Source organism: Burkholderia sp. EMB26, assembly GCF_024730645.1.
In the GTDB taxonomy this organism is placed as follows: domain Bacteria; phylum Pseudomonadota; class Gammaproteobacteria; order Burkholderiales; family Burkholderiaceae; genus Burkholderia; species Burkholderia cenocepacia.
The window spans coordinates 1,810,899-1,829,196 of record NZ_CP078071.1; the positions used below are offsets into that span (position 1 = coordinate 1,810,899).

General features: G+C 67.7%; 17 protein-coding genes. 12 read left to right on the plus strand and 5 right to left on the minus strand.

Annotated elements, in window-relative coordinates:
- Nucleotides 1-34: 34 nt before the first annotated feature.
- Nucleotides 35-1,150 (plus strand): succinylglutamate desuccinylase/aspartoacylase family protein, encoded by a 1,116-nt coding sequence (locus KU887_RS24895; RefSeq protein WP_043204450.1) that lies wholly within the window; start codon nucleotides 35-37, stop codon nucleotides 1,148-1,150.
- A gap of 154 nt (nucleotides 1,151-1,304) precedes the next feature.
- Here KU887_RS24895 and KU887_RS24900 read toward each other — a convergent pair whose 3' ends face one another.
- A complete protein-coding gene (locus tag KU887_RS24900) occupies nucleotides 1,305-2,111 on the minus strand; it encodes a MetQ/NlpA family ABC transporter substrate-binding protein (protein WP_006489221.1) in 807 nt (268 codons plus the stop codon).
- Between the two features lie 593 nt (nucleotides 2,112-2,704).
- Between KU887_RS24900 and KU887_RS24905 the strand changes: the two genes are divergently transcribed.
- From KU887_RS24905 to KU887_RS24945, 9 genes are all read left to right on the plus strand, one after another.
- Nucleotides 2,705-3,856, plus strand: a complete 1,152-nt coding sequence (locus KU887_RS24905; protein ID WP_006491809.1) for a porin — start codon at nucleotides 2,705-2,707, stop codon at nucleotides 3,854-3,856.
- Between the two features lie 218 nt (nucleotides 3,857-4,074).
- On the plus strand, nucleotides 4,075-4,335 hold the full coding sequence (locus KU887_RS24910; RefSeq protein ID WP_011548992.1) for a DUF2866 domain-containing protein: 261 nt from the start codon (nucleotides 4,075-4,077) through the stop codon (nucleotides 4,333-4,335).
- 124 nt (nucleotides 4,336-4,459) lie between these two features.
- Nucleotides 4,460-4,843, plus strand: coding sequence for a DUF6232 family protein (locus tag KU887_RS24915; RefSeq protein ID WP_012493589.1), 384 nt, complete (start codon nucleotides 4,460-4,462; stop codon nucleotides 4,841-4,843).
- Nucleotides 4,844-5,027: 184 nt separating this feature from the next.
- The gene (locus tag KU887_RS24920; protein ID WP_258255743.1) at nucleotides 5,028-5,255 is read left to right on the plus strand and encodes a hypothetical protein; all 228 of its coding nucleotides are present in this window, start codon (nucleotides 5,028-5,030) and stop codon (nucleotides 5,253-5,255) included.
- Nucleotides 5,256-5,479: 224 nt separating this feature from the next.
- Complete coding sequence (locus KU887_RS24925; protein WP_034203208.1) at nucleotides 5,480-7,753, plus strand: TonB-dependent hemoglobin/transferrin/lactoferrin family receptor; 2,274 nt, start codon at nucleotides 5,480-5,482, stop codon at nucleotides 7,751-7,753.
- A gap of 49 nt (nucleotides 7,754-7,802) precedes the next feature.
- Nucleotides 7,803-8,894 carry a hemin-degrading factor gene (locus KU887_RS24930; RefSeq protein WP_069352641.1) on the plus strand — a complete coding sequence of 364 codons (1,092 nt, stop codon included), beginning with the start codon at nucleotides 7,803-7,805 and terminating at the stop codon, nucleotides 8,892-8,894.
- Nucleotides 8,876-9,808, plus strand: a complete 933-nt coding sequence (locus tag KU887_RS24935) for a hemin ABC transporter substrate-binding protein (RefSeq protein ID WP_375167902.1) — start codon at nucleotides 8,876-8,878, stop codon at nucleotides 9,806-9,808. The genes KU887_RS24930 and KU887_RS24935 overlap by 19 nt, the downstream gene beginning before the upstream one ends.
- Before the next feature lie 15 nt (nucleotides 9,809-9,823).
- Complete coding sequence (locus tag KU887_RS24940; protein WP_062885023.1) at nucleotides 9,824-10,912, plus strand: iron ABC transporter permease; 1,089 nt, start codon at nucleotides 9,824-9,826, stop codon at nucleotides 10,910-10,912.
- Nucleotides 10,913-10,931: 19 nt separating this feature from the next.
- Entirely contained in the window at nucleotides 10,932-11,753 is an 822-nt protein-coding gene (locus KU887_RS24945) for a heme ABC transporter ATP-binding protein (RefSeq protein WP_006485871.1), read from the plus strand.
- Nucleotides 11,754-11,805: 52 nt separating this feature from the next.
- On the opposite strand, the gene KU887_RS24950 is transcribed toward KU887_RS24945, so the two are convergent.
- Together KU887_RS24950 and KU887_RS24955 are read right to left on the minus strand one after the other, a co-directional pair.
- Nucleotides 11,806-12,417, minus strand: a complete 612-nt coding sequence (locus KU887_RS24950; RefSeq protein WP_258255755.1) for a trimeric intracellular cation channel family protein — start codon at nucleotides 12,415-12,417, stop codon at nucleotides 11,806-11,808.
- A gap of 8 nt (nucleotides 12,418-12,425) precedes the next feature.
- On the minus strand, nucleotides 12,426-14,555 hold the full coding sequence (locus KU887_RS24955) for a penicillin-binding protein 1A (protein ID WP_006496214.1): 2,130 nt from the start codon (nucleotides 14,553-14,555) through the stop codon (nucleotides 12,426-12,428).
- 243 nt (nucleotides 14,556-14,798) lie between these two features.
- Between KU887_RS24955 and KU887_RS24960 the strand changes: the two genes are divergently transcribed.
- Entirely contained in the window at nucleotides 14,799-15,593 is a 795-nt protein-coding gene (locus KU887_RS24960) for an aminoglycoside phosphotransferase family protein (RefSeq protein ID WP_059722130.1), read from the plus strand.
- A gap of 154 nt (nucleotides 15,594-15,747) precedes the next feature.
- Complete coding sequence (locus tag KU887_RS24965; protein WP_012493593.1) at nucleotides 15,748-16,260, plus strand: chloramphenicol phosphotransferase CPT family protein; 513 nt, start codon at nucleotides 15,748-15,750, stop codon at nucleotides 16,258-16,260.
- Between the two features lie 335 nt (nucleotides 16,261-16,595).
- On the opposite strand, the gene KU887_RS24970 is transcribed toward KU887_RS24965, so the two are convergent.
- Nucleotides 16,596-16,829, minus strand: a complete 234-nt coding sequence (locus KU887_RS24970) for a hypothetical protein (RefSeq protein WP_006487081.1) — start codon at nucleotides 16,827-16,829, stop codon at nucleotides 16,596-16,598.
- 333 nt (nucleotides 16,830-17,162) lie between these two features.
- Complete coding sequence (locus KU887_RS24975) at nucleotides 17,163-17,999, minus strand: bifunctional allantoicase/(S)-ureidoglycine aminohydrolase (protein ID WP_006487082.1); 837 nt, start codon at nucleotides 17,997-17,999, stop codon at nucleotides 17,163-17,165.
- Nucleotides 18,000-18,298 lie beyond the last annotated feature (299 nt).

Here is an 18,298-nt window from a genome sequence, read left to right on the forward strand (position 1 = left end):
GGATCATTCGCGGCTGCGCCGCACTCCCCCCATCATGCAAACGCAGACCCATCCGCTGATTTCCCCCGCCGTCGGCACCGAACGCCAGATCACCAGCTTCCACTACGGCCCGCGCGGCGGCAAGAAGGTCTACATCCAGTCGTCGCTGCACGCGGACGAGTTGCCCGGCATGCTGGTCGCCACGCTGCTGCGCCGCAAGATCGCCGCGCTCGAGACGGCCGGCAAGCTGCGCGGCGAAGTCGTCATCGTGCCCGTGCCCAACCCGATCGGCCTGTCGCAACACGTGTTCGGCGATCATCTCGGCCGCTTCGAGCTCGGCTCGATGCAGAACTTCAACCGTAACTTCTACGATCTCGCGGCGCTCGTGCTGCCGCGCGTCGAAGACCGCCTCACGAACGACGCGCAGCGCAATCTCGCGGTCGTACGCACCGCGATGCGCGAAGCGCTCGACGAACAGAAACCGCGCACCGAACTCGACTCGCAGCGCCTCGCGCTGCAGAAGCTGTCGTTCGACGCCGACATCGTGCTCGACCTGCACTGCGACAGCGATGCGGTGATGCACCTCTACACGAACCCCGACCTCTGGGAAGACGTCGAACCGCTGGCGCGCTACCTCGATGCGCAGGCGTCGCTGCTCGCGCTGAATTCGGTCGGCAATCCATTCGACGAAATCCACAGCTTCTGCTGGTCGGATCTGCGCAGCCGCTTCGGCGACCGCTTCCCGATCCCGAACGGCGCGATTTCCGTCACGGTGGAACTGCGCAGCGAGCGCGACGTGTCGTACGAGTTCGCCGAAAAGGATGCCCAGGCGATCGTCGAATACCTGACCGAGCGCGGTGTCGTCGAAGGCACGCCGGCGCCGCTGCCGCCGCTCGCGCATCCGGCCACGCCGCTCGCGGGCACCGATCCGCTCGTCGCGCCCGTGTCGGGCGTGATCGTGTTCCGTACGCCGGTCGGCGTGATGATCGAGGCCGGCCAGGCCGTGGCCGACATCGTCGATCCGCTGACCGATCGCGTCGTCACGCTGAAGAGCAGCGTGTCGGGCGTGCTGTACGCGCGCCAGATCGTCCGTTTCGCGACGGCCGGCATGGAAGTCGCGCGCATCGCCGGCGCGACCGCGATCCGCACCGGTTCGCTGCTGTCGGCCTGAGCCTGGACGCCCGGCCCGCGCGCCGGGCCGCGGCGCGCGTCGCCGGCCCTCGCCTGCGTCAAACGAAATCGCCCGCTTGCGCGGGCGATTTGTTTTCCGAAGCGCGCGTCGCGCCGCCGATACCGTGTCGCCGGCCGCTACGCGCGAAGACCGCTCAGAACGCCGGCACGATCGCGCCGCCGAACTTCTGGTCGATGAACTTGCGCACGTCGTCCGATTCATAGGCCGCGACGAGCTTCTTCACCCACGGCTTGTCCTTGTCCTGCGCGCGCACCGCGATCAGGTTCGCGTACGGCCCGCGCAGATCCTCGATCGCGATCGCATCCTTCACCGGCGTGAGCCCGGCCTTGACCGCGTAGTCGGTGTTGATCGACGCGGCGTCGACGTCGGGCAATGCGCGCGGCAATTGCGCGGCGTCGAGTTCGACGATCTTGATCTTCTTCGGGTTCTCGGCGACGTCGAGCGGCGTCGCGTTCACGCCATTCGTGCCGACGCCCGGCTTCAGCTTGATCACCCCGTATTTCTGCAGCAGCAGCAGCGCGCGGTTGCCGTTCGACGGATCGTTCTGGATCCCGACCTTCGCGCCGACCGGCAAATCCTTCAGCGACTTGAGCTTCTTCGAATAGAAACCCATCGGCGCGGTATAGGTGAGCCCGACGTTGACGATCTTGTAGCCGCGCTGCTTGATCTGGCTGTCGAGGAACGGCTGGTGCTGGAAGCCGTTCGCATCGAGATCGCCGGAATCGAGCGCCGCGTTCGGCTGCACGTAGTCGTTGAATTCGATGACCTTGATCGCGAGGCCTTCGCGCGCGGCGACCTTCGTCACTTCGGTCCAGATCTGCGCGTCGGGGCCGCTCATCGTGCCGATCTTCAGCGTTTGCGGGTCGGCGTGCGCGGCGGGCGCGGCGAATGCCAGCGCGGCGGCGAGTACGCCGAGGCCGGTCAGGATCGAATGTCGCATGGGGTGTCCTCTTGTCCCGTGTCGTTTGTTGGAGCACGGATCGTGGCACGGGGCCCGAGCGCCACCAACCAAGCTTATTTCATGTGCATATTCCTGATCGAGGTCGAACGACAGACAAATTCGGTATAACCCCGGATGTACATCCCGGGCAGAATTTAGGGCCTGCTTGCATAGGGAACGTGCATGCGAATGCCTGAAATCGCTCGCAGGGCCAGGAGTGAGGAGCGCCGTTTGGCCGCGCCAAACAAGCGACGAACGACGCCGCCATGCGGGCGATTCCAGGCATTCCCGTGGATTGAATTTTTAGTTTGGGGTTGCCACGAGAACGGCCGCTCGCCGCGTTGCGCTCCTTGCGAATACGCGAGTATTCGCGGCGTCGCGCGCCTCGCGAGCGGCCGTTCTCGTGGCAACGCATGCACGTTCCCTATGCAAGCAGGCCCTAATGTCGCATCGGCACCACACATTCTTCATATGACAGTCGCTGTCATATTCATTACGTGGCCCGCCGATAAAGTTGCGCCGGTCCGTGAAAGCGCCCGCAGAGAGCGCCGGAACCGCAACTGGACACGCCATTTATTCGCTCGGAGAATCCTTTGAACAAGAAACTGTTGACCATCGCCGCCCTGGCAGCAACGGCCGGCACGGCACACGCACAAAGCAGCGTGACCCTGTACGGCGTCATCGATGCCGGTATCAGCTACGTGAACCACAGCAAGACCGCCAACGGCGGCACGGGCAAGCTGTTCAAGTACGACGACGGCGTGGCCCAGGGCAGCCGTTGGGGCCTGCGCGGCACCGAAGACCTCGGTGGCGGCCTGAAGGCGATCTTCGTGCTCGAAAACGGCTTCAACAGCGGCAACGGCTCGATCGGCCAGGGCGGCGCGATCTTCGGTCGCCAGGCTTACGTCGGCCTGAGCCAGTCGCAATACGGCACGGTCACGTTCGGTCGCCAATACTCGTTCTCGACCGACATCCTCGGTTCGAACTACTCGACGGGCGGCAACACCGTCGCGGGTAACTATGCGTACCACGTGAACGACATCGACCAGCTCACGTCGAGCCGCATCAACAACGCCGTGAAGTTCCAGAGCGCGAACTATTCGGGCTTCACGTTCGGCGCGTTGTACGGCTTCTCGAACTCGACCGACTTCGCAGGCGCACAGGGCACGGGCACCAACAACACCGGCGGTTCGTCGCGCGCATACAGCTTCGGCCTGAACTACGCGAACGGCCCGATCTCGGTCGGCGCGGCGTACACGGACATCCGTTTCCCGAGCCAGTCGACGCCGGCCTTCTCGACGTCGATCGCGAACCTGAGCACCGGCAACGTCCGCGACCTCCGCACGTACGGCGTGGGTGGCCGCTACGTCTGGGGCCCGGCAACGGCATGGCTGCTGTGGACGCGTACGCAGTTCTCGACGGTGTCGGGCTCGGGCGGCACGTTCTACAACGCATACGAAGCGGGCGCGAAGTACGCATTCACGCCGGCACTGTCGGGCGGCCTCGGCTACACGTACACGAACGCGACGCAAAACGGCAACTCGTGGCACTGGAACCAGGTCAACGGTATCGCCGACTACGCCCTCAGCAAGCGTACGGACGTGTACGGCCTGGTCGTGTACCAGCAGGCTTCGGGCCGCGGCGTGCAAGCGCAGATCGGTTCGAGCACGAGCTACTTCAACACGTCGGGCACGGGTTCGAAGAACCAGATCGCCGCACGTATCGGTATCCGTCACAAGTTCTAAAGCATCCGCTTAACTGTCCGCTCAACCTGCGGATCACGACGGCAAGAAGCGCCCCGCTCCACGCGGGGCGCTTTTTTATGGGCTTTTAAGTTTCGCTTAATTCTGGGCTGAGAGGATGCTCTCACCCCCCCTGTTGGCCGCCTGAGCATCGGCGGCTTTTTTTTTAAACGCCGACGGCGCCGCCATCGATTGCCCACAAGACAGGATCGGAGGCCATGATGATCGAAGATACCGTTTTCAGCCATCTGCACGCGATTCTGACGTGCCAACACTCGCTGCCGGTCCAGAGCTGCCGCGTCTCGGTCGAAATGCAGCGCCCCTGGGGCCGCCCGTATCGCCTCGTCGAATGGACGATGCATCTCGACGCCCCCGCGCGGCGCCAGATCGTGCCGGCCGAATCGACCGACGAAGAGATCGCCGAGGTCGTCGCGTCGCACGTGCCGGGCCGGCTTTACGGCGACGGCCGGCTGCAGTTCTGAACGCGTCTGCGCGCCACCCGCTTCCCGTCTTTCGGCCGCGCCGCACGCGTCGTGCGGCAGTCGGTCTCGTTTGACGCGGCAACGAAACCTGCTACGCTGCGCGTTTTCGTCCACGCAACACACGATGGAAAACGCATTCAACGAACGTGGCGTCATGGTCACGCGCAACGGCCTGTCGGCCGCCGGGCAGGTATTCGCACTGCGTGACATCCGCCACGTCGACGTCGTCAAGATTCCGAAGAACCGTCTCGTGCCGTCGCTGATCTCGCTGATCGGCGCGGCCATCGCCGTCGCAGGCGGCATCGCCGCATCGAGCGCCGCGCTCGTGGTCGGCGTGATGCTCGCCGTGGTCGGCTACCTCGCGTGGACCACGCAGGACATCACGTATCGGCTGATGGTCGAGATGCCCGACGGCAAGCGCGAAGCGCTGTCGAGCGTCGACGCCGAGTTCGTCGAACGCGTCGCGCAGGTCGTGCGCGACGCGCAGTCCGCCACCGCGGCCGGCTGATTCCGTTCGCCTTCGTGCCCGCGCCGGCTCGCGCGGGCAGGATGCACGCCGCGAATGTCGGTTCGCGCGGCGTTCGCGTTGAAGCGCGCGGCGCCCGCCGCGCGCCCCCCTCCCCGCCACTGCACGCGCCGACCGCCTAGTATGGAAAGAGCGGCTCGCCGCCGCATCGTCCGAGGAGGCCAGCATGAACGCTCAATCGCTGTCCGGCATGCTTCGCGCGCAGGAACTGCTGATCGTGTCGATGATCCGCGCGCTTCCCCCTGATGCACGCCGTGCGCTCGTCGAGCTCTACACCGACCAGATCGCGTTCGCCGAACAGGCCGGTATCGAAAGCCACGGCGATCGCGCCACGTATGACGCGTTCATCGCGCATGCGCGCAACCTGCTGATCCGCATCGAAGCGCTGGCCTGAGTTTCTCGAGACTTCCCCCGGCTCGCCCGAGCCGCGCAGGCGAGCGCTCACTCGCATGGGCCGTCTGGCGTCCTTGTATTGATAATAATTCTCATTTACACTGTTAAAGTTGTCAGTTGCCTTTCACATCGCCGTTTGCCGCCTGTCGCGCGCAAACGGGCCAGCCAGGTGAACGCGTCACCCAGCCAGCCTTCGGGCTTGTTATCGTCAATGGGAGACCACCTGTGCATTGCTATACGCTGGCGCGGCGGCCGATCTGTGCCGCGCTGTTCGGCGCGTTCGGCCTGTCCGCCGCCCCGGCTCACGCCGATTCGTCGCCGCAAGGCGCCACCCCGCCGTCCGCCGTCCTGACCACCGCGGCCGCATCCACGCGCGGCGACGCGGCGCTGCTCGATCCCGTCACCGTCACGGCCACCCGCACCGCCACCGCGGCGAGCCGCACGGCAGCGTCCGTGTCGGTGATCACCGACGAGGATCTCGAAGAGCAGCAGGCCACCAACATCAAGGACGCACTGCGCTACGAGCCGGGCATCACGGTGCGCCGCACCGCGTACCGTCCCGGCAGCGCCGCGCTCGGCGGCGGCCGCGACGGCGATTCGAGCATCAACATCCGCGGCCTCGAAGGCAATCGCGTGCTGCTGATGGAAGACGGCATCCGCCTGCCGAACGCGTTCTCGTTCGGGCCGCTCGAAGCGGGCCGCGGCGACTACGCGGATCTCGACACGCTCAAGCGCATCGAGATCCTGCGCGGGCCGGCGTCGGCGCTCTACGGCAGCGACGGCCTGACCGGCGCGGTGAACTTCATCACGAAGGACCCGCGCGACCTGCTGTCGGTCTACAACAAGCCTTACTACTTCTCGTTCCGGCCGAGCTACGACTCGACCGATCGCAGCATCGGCGCGACCGTGTCGGCCGCGGGCGGCAACGATCGCGTCCAGGGGATGATCATCGCCGACGGCCGGCGCGGCCACGAGGTCGACACGCGCGGCGGCAACAACACGGCAAGCACGCTGCGCACGACGTCGAACCCGCAGGACGTGTATTCGGAATCGCTGCTCGGCAAGCTCGTGCTGACGCCGACCACGCGCGACACGATCAAGTTCACCGCCGAAACGGTGCAGCGGCGCGTAAGCACCGACGTGCTGTCGGCGATCAATGCGCCGACCACGCTCGGCCTCACGACCCACGACCGGCTCGAACGCAACCGCTTCAGCGTCGACTACGATTTTCGCGACGACGCGCTCCGCTGGTTCCAGACCGCGCACGTGCAGTTCTACTACCAGGACGCGAAGCAGGATCAATACGCGTTCGAGACGCGCGGCAAGTTGCCCTCGCGTTCGCGCGACAACCAGTACAAGGAACGCACGTTCGGCGGCGCCGCGTTCGCCGAGAGCGGCTTCGCGACCGGCCCGCTCGCGCACAAGCTGCTGGTCGGCCTGGACGGCAGCCTGTCGCGCGTGACCAACCTGCGCGACGGCACGGTGCCAGGCGTCGGCGAAGCGTTCCCGAACAAGGCGTTCCCCGACACCGACTACACGTTGTTCGGCGCGTTCGTGCAGGACCAGATCGGCTACGGCCGCCTGCTCGTCACGCCGGGCCTGCGCTTCGACACGTACCGGCTGAGCCCGACCGAGAACGATCCGCTGTTCACCGGCAAGGCCGTGTCGACGAGCGCGAACGAACTGTCGCCGCGCGTTGCCGTGCTCTACGAGATCACGCCCGCGGTCATTCCGTACGTGCAGTACGCGCACGGCTTCCGCGCGCCGACGCCCGACCAGGTGAACAGCAGCTTCTCGAATCCGGTGTACGGCTACACGTCGATCGGCAATCCGAACCTGAAGCCCGAAACCAGCGACACGTTCGAAGCCGGCCTGCGCGGCAAGGCCGGCACCGGCTACGGCATCGTGCGCTACAGCGCGGCCGCGTTCACCGGCCGCTACCGCAACTTCATCTCGCGCACGACGATCGCCGGCAGCGGCCGGCCGGTCGACCCGTTCGTGTTCCAGTACGTGAACTTCGCCGACGCACGCATTCATGGCCTCGAAGGCCGCGCCGAATGGGTGATGCCGAACGGCATCACGCTGAAGACGGCGATGGCGTTCACGAAGGGCTCGACGCAGAACGACGGCGCGGCCAGCCAGCCGCTGAACACCGTGAACCCGTTCTCGGCCGTGTTCGGCGTGCGGTACGAGCCGACCGAACGCTGGTTCGTGCAGACCGACCTGCTGTTCCAGGCCGCCAAACGCGACAAGGACGTCGACAAGTCCGACTGTTCGAACAAGGCGTGCTTCACGCCGCCGTCGTCGTTCGTCGTCGACCTGCGCGGCGGCTACCGCTTCAACAAGCACGTGAGCGCGACGATCGGCATCCGCAACCTGTTCGACCGCAAGTACTGGAACTGGTCGGACGTGCGCGGCATCGCGGCCGATTCGCAGGTGCTCGACGCGTATTCGTCGCCCGGCCGCACGGTCGCCGTCAGTATGAAAGTGGATTTCTGATGCGCGTTGCCCGCGCGCCTACCCCAACCGTTACTCGAAGGAGTCCGACATGATGCAATCCGCCCTTCCCGGTCAATCGGCCACGCCGGCCCGCGCGGCCGCCGCGCTGCGCGACGCGTTCATCAAGCTCAAGACCGAGCGTCAGCTGCGCAACCGCGACGTCGCGCAGGCGCTCGGCGTCAGCGAAGGCGAGGCGCTCGCCGCGTTCGTCGGCGAGCACGTCGTGCGGCTCGACGCGCGCTTTCCGGCGATGTTCGAGGAAATGCCGCGCCTCGGCCGCGTGATGGCGCTGACGCGCAACGACACGGCCGTCCACGAAAAGGACGGCGAGTACGCGCAGATGAGCCACGACGGCCCGGTCGGCCTCGCGCTCGGCGACATCGACCTGCGCATCTTCTATCGTCACTGGGTGTCGGCGTTCGCGGTGCGCGACGAGACCGCGCACGGCCCGCTGAAGAGCCTGCAGTTCTTCGACGCGCAAGGTCATGCGATCCACAAGGTCTACCTGCGCGCGCACAGCGATCACGCCGCATACGACGCGTTCGTCGAACGCTGGCGCGCGCCGTCGCAGGAGCCGGGCCTCGAGGTCGCGCCCGCCGCAGCGAAAACGCCCGAGCGCGCCGACACCGAGATCGACGTCGCGGGTTTTCGCGCCGCGTGGGACGCGATGACCGACACGCACCAGTTCTTCGGCATCACGCAACGCTTCGGCGTGAGCCGCATGCAGGCGCTGCGCCTCGCCGATCCGCGCTACGCGTATCCGGTCGAAACCGCGCATGCGTTGCGCCACGTGCTCGAACAGGCCGCGAAAAGCGGCCAGCCGATCATGGTGTTCGTCGGCAACGCGGGGATGATCCAGATCCATACGGGCCCCGTCGCGAACGTGCGCGAGATCGGCGCGTGGATCAACGTGCTCGATCCGGGCTTCAACCTGCATGTGCGCGAAGACCTGATCGCCGCCGCGTGGGTCGTGAAGAAGCCGACGAGCGACGGCATCGTCACGTCGCTCGAACTGTTCGACCGGCAGGGCGACCACGTCGCGCTGCTGTTCGGCGAGCGCAAGCCCGGCAAGGTCGAGCGCGACGACTGGCGCGCGCTCGTCGCGACGCTGCCGGCGGCCGCATGCGGAGCCGCGCGGTGAGCGCGCGGCGGTTCGATCCGCGCCGCCGGTCGCTGCTGGCCGGCGCGGCGGCCGGCGCGCTCGCGGGCGCACTGCCCGGCGGCGTGCTCGCGCAGGGCGCGGCCGCCGCGCCGACACGCGTGATCGTGATCGGCGGCGCGCTCGCGGAAACCGCATTCGCGCTCGGCGGCGCCGAGACGCCGCGTTACCGGCTCGTCGGCGCCGACACGACGTGCACGTATCCCGACGCCGCGAAGCGCCTGCCGAAGGTCGGATACCAGCGCGCGCTGTCGGCCGAAGGGCTGCTGTCGCTGCGGCCCGATCTCGTGCTGGCCTCGGCCGAAGCCGGCCCGCCGACGGCGATCGCGCAGGTGAAAGGCGCCGGCGTCACGGTGACGACGTTCGACGAGCGCCACGACGTCGAATCGGTGCGCGCGAAGATCACCGGCGTCGCGCAGGCGCTCGACGTGCGCGACGCCGGCGCCGCGCTGCTGCAGCGTTTCGATCGCGACTGGCAGGCCGCGCGCGACGCGGTCGCCGCGCGCGTGCCCGGCGGCGCGCAGCCGCCGCGTGTGCTGTTCGTGCTGAACCATACCGGCACCCAGGCGCTCGTCGCCGGCCAGCGCACGGCCGCCGACGCGATGATCCGCTACGCGGGCGCGCGCAACGCGATGCAGGGCTTCGATCACTACAAGCCGCTGACGACCGAGGCGCTCGCGGCGGCCGCGCCCGACGTCGTGCTGATCTCCGACGAAGGGCTGGCGGCCGTCGGCGGCCACGCCGCGCTGCTCGCGACGCCGGGCTTCGGCGCGACGCCGGCCGGCCGCGCGCGGCGCGTCGTGTCGCTCGACGCGCTGTTCCTGCTCGGCTTCGGCCCGCGCCTACCGCTCGCCGTCACGACCCTGCACCGACGCCTGTCGGATGCGCTCGCCTGAATCCGGATCGACCCGATGCCCGCTCACGCCTCGCCCTTCAACGCGCCATCGTCCGCCTCGCGCGCCGGCGCCGCGCGCCTCGGCACGTCGCGCCGCTTCGCGCCGTTCGTCCTGGCCGCGCTCGCCATTCTCGTGGGCGCGATGTCCGTCGTCGCGCTGTGCGTCGGCGCGTACCGCATTCCGCTGGCGGAAGCCTGGGCCGCGCTGAGCGGCGACCCGGCCGCCCAGCAGGCGCGCGCGGTACTGCTCGACATCCGCGCGCCGCGCGTCGTGCTCGCGCTGCTGGTCGGCGGCGGCTTCGGTGCGACCGGCGCCGCGATGCAGGCGCTGTTCCGCAATCCGCTCGCCGATCCCGGGCTCGTCGGCGTATCGAGCGGCGCCGCGCTCGGCGCGACCACGCTGATCGTGCTCGGCCCCGCGCTCTTCGCCGCCCACGCGAGCGCGGCCGCGCTGCCCGTGGCCGCGTTCGCGGGCGGGCTCGCGGTCGCGGCGCTCGTCTACCGGCTGGCCGCGTCGCGCGGCCGGCTCGCGCTGCCGCTGCTGCTGCTCGCCGGCATCGCGATCAATGCGCTGGTCGGCGCGGCGATCGGGCTGCTCACGTTCGTCGCCGACGACGCGCAGCTGCGCTCGCTGACCTTCTGGAGCCTCGGCAGCCTCGGCGGCGCGCAATGGCCGACGCTGGCGGCCGTCGCGCCGTGCGTCGCGCTCGGCGGCGTGCTGCTCGTGCGCGAGCGCGACGCGCTGAACGCACTGCAGCTCGGCGAAACCGAAGCGCTGCATCTCGGCGTGCCCGTGCAGCGACTGAAGCGGCGCGTGCTCGTCGCGGTCGCGCTCGCGGTCGGCGCGCTCGTGTCGTGCGCGGGCATCATCGGTTTCATCGGGCTCGTCGCGCCGCATTGCGTGCGCCTCGCGTGCGGCCCCGACCAGCGCATCGTGCTGCCCGGCGCCGCATTGCTCGGCGCGTTGCTGACGCTCGCGGCCGATCTCGCCGCGCGCACGGTCGCCGCGCCCGCCGACATTCCGCTCGGCGTGCTGACCGCGCTGCTCGGCGCGCCGTTCTTCCTCGCGTTGCTGTGGAAGAACCGCGGCGCGCTCGGCGGGTAATTCCTTCTTCACGACGACCATGCTGACTGCCCACCACCTCGACGTCGCCCGCCGGCACGGCACGATCCTGCGCGACCTGTCGCTGTCGATCGAACCCGGCCGCGTGACCGCGCTGCTCGGCCGCAACGGCGCAGGCAAGAGCACGCTGCTGAAAACCTTCGCCGGCGAACTGACCGGCAGCGTCGCGCCGCACGGCGTGCGCGTGACGGGCGACGTCACGCTGAACGGCGAACCGCTCGCACGCATCGACGCGCCGCGGCTCGCGTGCCTGCGCGCGGTGCTGCCGCAGGCCGCGCAGCCGGCGTTCCCGTTCAGCGTCGACGAAATCGTGCTGCTCGGCCGCTATCCGCATGCGCGGCGCAGCGGTGCGACGTCGCACCGCGATCGCGACATCGCATGGCGCGCGCTCGAACGCGCGGGCGCCGACGCGCTCGTCGGCCGCGACGTCACGACGCTGTCGGGCGGCGAACTCGCACGCGTGCAGTTCGCCCGCGTCCTCGCGCAGCTGTGGCCCGATCACGACACGACGGAACCCGGCCCGCGTTACCTGCTGCTCGACGAGCCGACCGCCGCGCTCGATCTCGCGCACCAGCACCGCCTGCTCGATACCGTGCGCGCCGTCGCGCGCGAATGGCAGCTCGGCGTGCTCGCGATCGTCCACGATCCCAACCTCGCCGCGCGGCATGCGGATGCGATCGCGATGCTCGCCGACGGCACGATCGTCGCGCATGGCGCACCGCGCGACGTGATGACGCCTGCTCATATCGCGCAGTGCTACGGCTTCGCGGTGAAGATGGTGGAAACCGGCGACGGGACGCCGCCGGTGATGGTGCCCGCGTAGCGCGGGCGCGTCTTTCAGCTGATGCGGCCTGACTGAATGCCGGCGCGCGCGCTCAATGCTCGACATCCGCCGCGCCGAAGCTCCGCATCTTCCAGCGGAGCCGTACGGCGAGCATCCGTATCGAGAAGCCGGCCGCCAGCGCGACGAGCGTCGCGAACCCCGTGTCGATGCCGACATGCTGCATCCCGACATACAGCGAACCCGTGACGAACGCGACGCTCGCGTACAGCTCCTCGCGCAGGATCAGCGGCATCTCGTTGCAGAGTAAATCGCGCAGCATCCCGCCGCACACGCCCGTGATCGCGCCGGCCAGCACGACGATGATCGGCGCCGTGCCGGTCGACGCGCCGATGTCGCAGCCGATGATCGTGAACGCCGCGAGGCCGATCGCATCGACGGTGACGAACAACGTCTTCATCCGCGCGACGTGCCGTGCCGCCCACGACGCGACGGTCGCCGCGACGAGCGTGATCACCAGGTATTCGGGATGTGCGATCCAGCCGAGCGGATAGTGGCCGAGCAGCACGTCGCGCACGGTGCCGCCGCCGAGCGCCGTCACCGCGCCGACGAGCGCGAGGCCGAAGCGGTCCATCCCGCGGCGCATGCCCATCAGCGCCCCCGACATCGCTTCCGCGACGATCGCAATCAGATAGAGCGTATGCATGGCGCGCGTCAGTCGTCGGTCCGGAACAGGTCGAGCACGCGTTCGCGCTCGGCCGCATCGACGGCGGCAGGCATCGGCTCGTCGCGCTTGCCGTTGTCGGCCGGCGCGTCGGGCGCATCGATGGCCGCCGCGCCGCCGCACGCGAAGCGGCTGCGGATATACGCCGGCACGTCGGCCGTGCACGTGCCGCGCGTGTATTCCGCGTAGACGAAGTCGCCGTCGACGAGCGCGACGTCCTGGGGCGGCATCGCCGCGACCGGCGTGCGCCCGTCGACGGCCGTCTTCATGTAGTCGAGCCAGACCGGCAGCGCGAGCGTCGCGCCGGTCGCGCGCCCCATTGGGCGCGGCGTGTCGTAGCCGAGCCACGCGACCGCGACGATGCCCGACGAATAGCCGGCGAACCATACGTCCTTCGACCCGTTCGACGTGCCCGTCTTGCCGGCCGCGTCGTCACGCCGCAGCGCGAGCGCGCCGCGCGCGGTGCCGGCCCGCACGACGTCGCGCAACATGCTGTCCATCACGAACGCATTGCGCGCCGATACGACCCGCTCGCCCGCCGGCACGGTCGCCTCGTACATCGCGCCGCCGTGACGCTGCTTCACCGACAGGATCAGGCGCGGCTCCATCCGCGTCCCGCCATTCGCGAACACGCTGTAGGCGCTCGCGAGTTCGAGCGGCGTCACGGCGCCCGCGCCGAGCGCGAGCGGCAGCGACGCCGGATTGCGCTGCGCGTCGAAGCCGAAATGCACCGCGTGCTGCTGCACGTAGCGCGCGTCGGTGGCCTGCATCAGGCTGACCGCGACCAGGTTCTTCGAACGCACGAGCCCGCGCCGCACCGGGATGAAGCCTTCGTAGCGATTGCCGAAATTGCGCGGACGCCACGGCCGCGCGCCGGTTTCCGCGTGCGTGAGCGTGCGCTGCGTATCGTCGACGAGCACGCCGGGGAAGTAGCCCTTCTCCAGCGCCGCCGAATAGACGAACGGCTTGAAGCTCGACCCCGGCTGGCGATACGCCTGCAGCGCATGGTCGAACACGTTGCGATTGAAATCCGCGCCGCCGACCAGCGCGAGCATGTCGCCGGTGGCCGCATCGAGCGACACGAGCGCGCCTTCGAGCCCGTTGCGCGTCTCGCGCTTCGCGCGCGCCTGGCGGCTCAGCGTGCGCTCGAGCGCGGCTTCGGCCGCGCGCTGGTCGCGCATCGAGATCGTCGTCGTCACGTCGAGGCCGAGCGTGTACGCGTCGTCGTGAAACCGCTCGACCATCATCCGGCGCGCGCGCTCGGCGACGTACGGCGCCGCGACGATGCCGGGCGGCGGCGTGGTCGCCAGCGCGATCGGCGCGTCGACGGCCGCACGATACGTCGCATCGTCGAGTTGCCCGAGCGCGTGCATCCGGCCGAGCACGTAGTTGCGCCGCGCGGTCGCGCGCGCGGGATTGACGACCGGGTTGAACGCGGACGGCGCCTTCGGCAGCCCCGCGAGCACGGCCGCCTCGCCCGCGCTCAGCGCATCGAGCGGCTTGCCGAAGTACACGTGCGCGGCGGCCGCGAAGCCGTATGCGCGCTCGCCCAGATAGATCTCGTTCATGTACAGCTCGAGCAGCTTGTCCTTGCTGTATTCGCGTTCGAGCTTGGCCGCCATCAGGATCTCGGCGAGCTTGCGGCTCAGCACCTTGTCGCGCGTCAGGTAGAAGTTGCGCGCGACCTGCATCGTGATCGTGCTGCCGCCCTGCCCCGGCTGGCCCGTCACGACGTTCGCGAACGTCGCGCGCGCAAGACCGCCGACATCGACCGGGCCGTGCTCGTAGAACTTCGCGTCCTCCGCCGCGAGCAGCGCGTGCCGCATCAGCGGCGGAATGCGTTCGAGCGGCACGAACTCGCGCCGCTCGACGCCATATTCGGCCAGCAGGTCGCCGTCGCGCGAAAAGATCCGCAGCGGCAGCGCGGGACGATAGACGGCCAGGTGTTCGACGGACGGCAACTGCGTCCAGATGCGATCGATCGTCCATGCGCCGATGCCCGCGCATGCGAGCGTCAGGCCGAGCAGCGCGCCCGCGAGCGTGCGCCAGACGCGGCGGCGGCGCGGCGGTGCGGATGGCGGCGCGGGCGGCGGCGATGGGTTGGCGGTGGGGTCGGTCATGTCGGGGCTCCTTCTTCAGTGCCGCGACGGCCGGCGCGCGAGCGGCGCCGATCGGTCACGAAAGGCGCGCATTGTCGAAGGGATGGCGCGAAACCGGAACATTCTTTAGCCAAAGTTTGGCTGGCTAAATTTTATTTAGGAAAGCGCACCGGGGCCCGCTCGCGGCGCGTATGTGGGTCTGCGGCATGTCGTCGCGGCCGGGCAGGCGAGGCGCATGAGCCGGTTCGCCTGTACCATCGCGTGATGTTCGACCGATACCTCGACCTGTGGGGCCTCGTTCCCGACGGTGGCCCGATCCTGACCGCGAGCGGCGGCCTGTTGCCGGTCGTCTGGCACGCGCGGCCCGCGATGCTGAAAGTCGCAACGTGCGACGAGGAACGCCGCGGCAATGCGCTGATGGCCTGGTGGAACGGGCAAGGCGCCGCGCAGGTGTGGCGGCACGACGGCGACGCGATCCTGCTCGAACGCGCGCAGCCGGCGCCGTCGCTCGCCGCATTGTCGGCAGCCGGCCACGACGACGACACGATGCGCATCGCTTGCGACGTCGTCGCGCGGCTGCACGCGCACCGTGCGCCGCAGTGCCCTGCGGTCGTGCCGCTGCACGACTGGTTCTATGCGCTGCTATCGAGCGATGCCGACAACGACACGCTTCGCCGCGCGGCAACGATGGCTCGCCAATTGCTGGCCGAGCCGTTCGTCGACGAAGTCGTGTTGCACGGCGACATCCATCACGACAACATCCTGCATTTCGGCGATCGCGGCTGGCGCGCGATCGACCCGAAAGGGCTGCGCGGCGAGCGCACGTTCGACTACGCGAATCTGTTCTGCAATCCCGCACACGACATCGCGGTCGATCCCCTGCGTTTCGGGCGGCGCGTCGCGGTCGTGGCGGATGCCGCACAACTCGACCGGCGCCGGCTGCTGCAGTGGATTCTCGCGTGGTCGGGACTGTCGGCCGTGTGGTTGATGGAAGACGAGTTGTCGCCCGATACACGGCTGGAGGTTGCGATGCTTGCGGCGGGTGCGCTCGGGCTGTAGCGATACGCATCGCCGATGAAAACAGACTCGTTACGAGTTACGGGGGAATGCGGGGAGAATCGGCGCCTTTCGGCCATGAACGGACAATCGACTGCGCTGAGAATATCGCCGACAATTGTCAGCACGGATCGACTTAGAGTTGCCGGCGAGACATATGACACAGATCGCGATCGTATTGCACGGACCTACCAGCGCGGGAAAAAGCAGCTTGGCCAAGGCGCTTCAGAATAGCTCGGAAGCGCCGATGTTCCACATATCGCTCGATGCATTCGTCGAAATGTCGCGTAGGCGTGACATGAGATCGGATGAAGAGTTGAATCAGGCGCTCAGGATACATCACCTCAATCTGCAGTCCACCCTGAAGCGCGTAGCTGCAAGTCATTTCGGGATTGTTCTCGATCTTGTGCTGCGAGATACAACCGCCTTCGAAGAATGTATTTCTGCACTCGCGCCTCGCCGCACGTACGTGATAGGTGTTTGTTGCCCATTGGATGTTCTGGAAGAGCGTGAACGCAGCAGGCCGGACCGTGGAGAAGGAATGGCGCGATCCCAATTCGGGCATCCAGCTTACTCAAGGCCCTACTCGATGCGTCTGGATACGTCGACTTGCAGTCCCGAAGAAGGCGCTCAAAGAATCCGCTCATTCCTCAACGCGCAGGCGGAATGATCGCTTTTGCTATCAGCGAATGGCTCAAGGGGGGCGTTCGCGGACGATCCTCAAAAAGGTGAGCGTAGGTTTGCGCGCGAAGCCTTGTCAGATAAGGTGCAGGTACTGCTGCATCATTGGAGTGACGGGTGCAGGGGCTGCGGTGGGGTGCGTGCTCATGTGACCGGGAAAAGTTGCTTTGGCTGCCCGAGCTTATCAGCGGCCCGCACGGGACTGCTCGAAGTTCGCCGTTCGGCCAGTTGCTGGAGATCACGACCGGCGGCTGCCGGCTACGAACGGCCGTTCGACACAGCTTTTTAGATCGTCGACAATCGGTGCGGATAAGGGCGTAGCCTTTAGCGGTTACCGTCGATCAGATCGTTCAGCAGCGCATCGAACGCGGCCTGTGCGTCTTCAAGTTCCTGCAGGGCAGCATCAAAGGTTTGCAGCGCGAACGGCGAAGGCTCGCCGCTGCCTTGCGGCGGAAATTGCTTCTGCATCGAGGCGAACGTACTCTGCACGCGCAGCGTGGCGGCCACCATGCGCTCCATCGCCTCGGTTTCTTCGGCTCGGGCCTGTTCCGGATTCATTCCTCTCTCCTTGGATGGTTTTCTTGAAGACCAGATCGTACACGCTGTGTCCGTTCTTGCCGCCCTTGGCAGAACGACTCCGTTGAAGGTTCCAACGGCACCCTGCGGGAGAAGCGATTTAATCGGGAATGATTCCGCAGTCGCGCCGAGGCCAAGATACTCGTCGAGCGTGGCTATAAAATCCCGCCGCAGGTCGCAACGATTGGCCGCTTTGGATAAATCTGAAGGGCCGTTCCGGGTCGCCACCCGACATCCAAGGAAACCCGCGCGGAACCCGAAAAAAAACCCGCCGGCTCACACCAGCGGGTTTTCATATCCGACTTGCGCGACGCTTCAGCGCGCCGGGTTCAGCGTCAGGTTCATGTGACGGTTCACATCCTTGTACAGCAGATAACGGAACCGGCCAGGCCCACCCGAATAGCAAGCCTGCGGGCAGAACGCGCGCAGCCACATGAAGTCGCCGGCTTCCACCTCGACCCAGTCCTGGTTCAGGCGATAGACAGCCTTGCCTTCCAGCACGTACAGGCCATGCTCCATCACATGCGTTTCAGCGAACGGAATCACGCCGCCCGGCTCGAACGTCACGATGTTCACGTGCATGTCGTGACGCATGTCGCTCATGTCGACGAAGCGCGTCGTCACCCATGCGCCGTTGGTGCCCGGCATCGGGATCGGCTCGACGTCCTGCTCGTTGGTCACGAACGCTTCCGGCAACGGAATGCCGTCGACCGCCTGATAGTGCTTGCGCACCCAGTGGAAACGCACCGCGGCATCGCTGACGTTGTGCAGCGTCCAGTCCGCGCCCGGCGGGATGAACGCATAGCCGCCCGGCTTCAGCGTGTGCTTCTGGCCCTGCAGCGTCAGCTCGGCTTCGCCTTCGACGACGAACAGCACGGCTTCGGCGTTCTTGTCCTGCTCGGGCTTGTCGCTGCCGCCGCCCGGATTCACTTCGACGATGTACTGCGAGAAGGTTTCCGCGAAACCCGACAGCGGGCGCGCGATCACCCACAGGCGCGTGTGGGTCCAGAACGGCAGCCAGCTCGTGACGATGTCGCGCATCACCCCCTTCGGGATCACCGCGTACGCCTCGGTGAACATCGCGCGATCGGTCAGCAGATCCGTCTGCGGCGGGTGGCCGCCATGCGGCGCGTAATACGTTGTCTTAGACATATTGCATCCAGGCAATGGGTTGGTCCGGCCCCGGGCGCAAACGGCATCGGGCGGTCCGCATGCGCGTGGGGCACGCATGCGGGGCGGGACATCGTTGCCGGGGTGGCTTGAAGGCGCATGCGCCTTCGGTCGGTCGGCCAGGCTTCGCATCGGGTCCGTCCGGTTCATCGGACGCGGCGGGCCGGCGGCCGGGCCGCAGCGCTCGCGATCATGCGGCGAGGCGCGGACAGCGGCACGGTTCGACTCCGTACGCGAGCATCGCCGACGATAGCGAAGTCGATCTCGATCGACCAATTAAA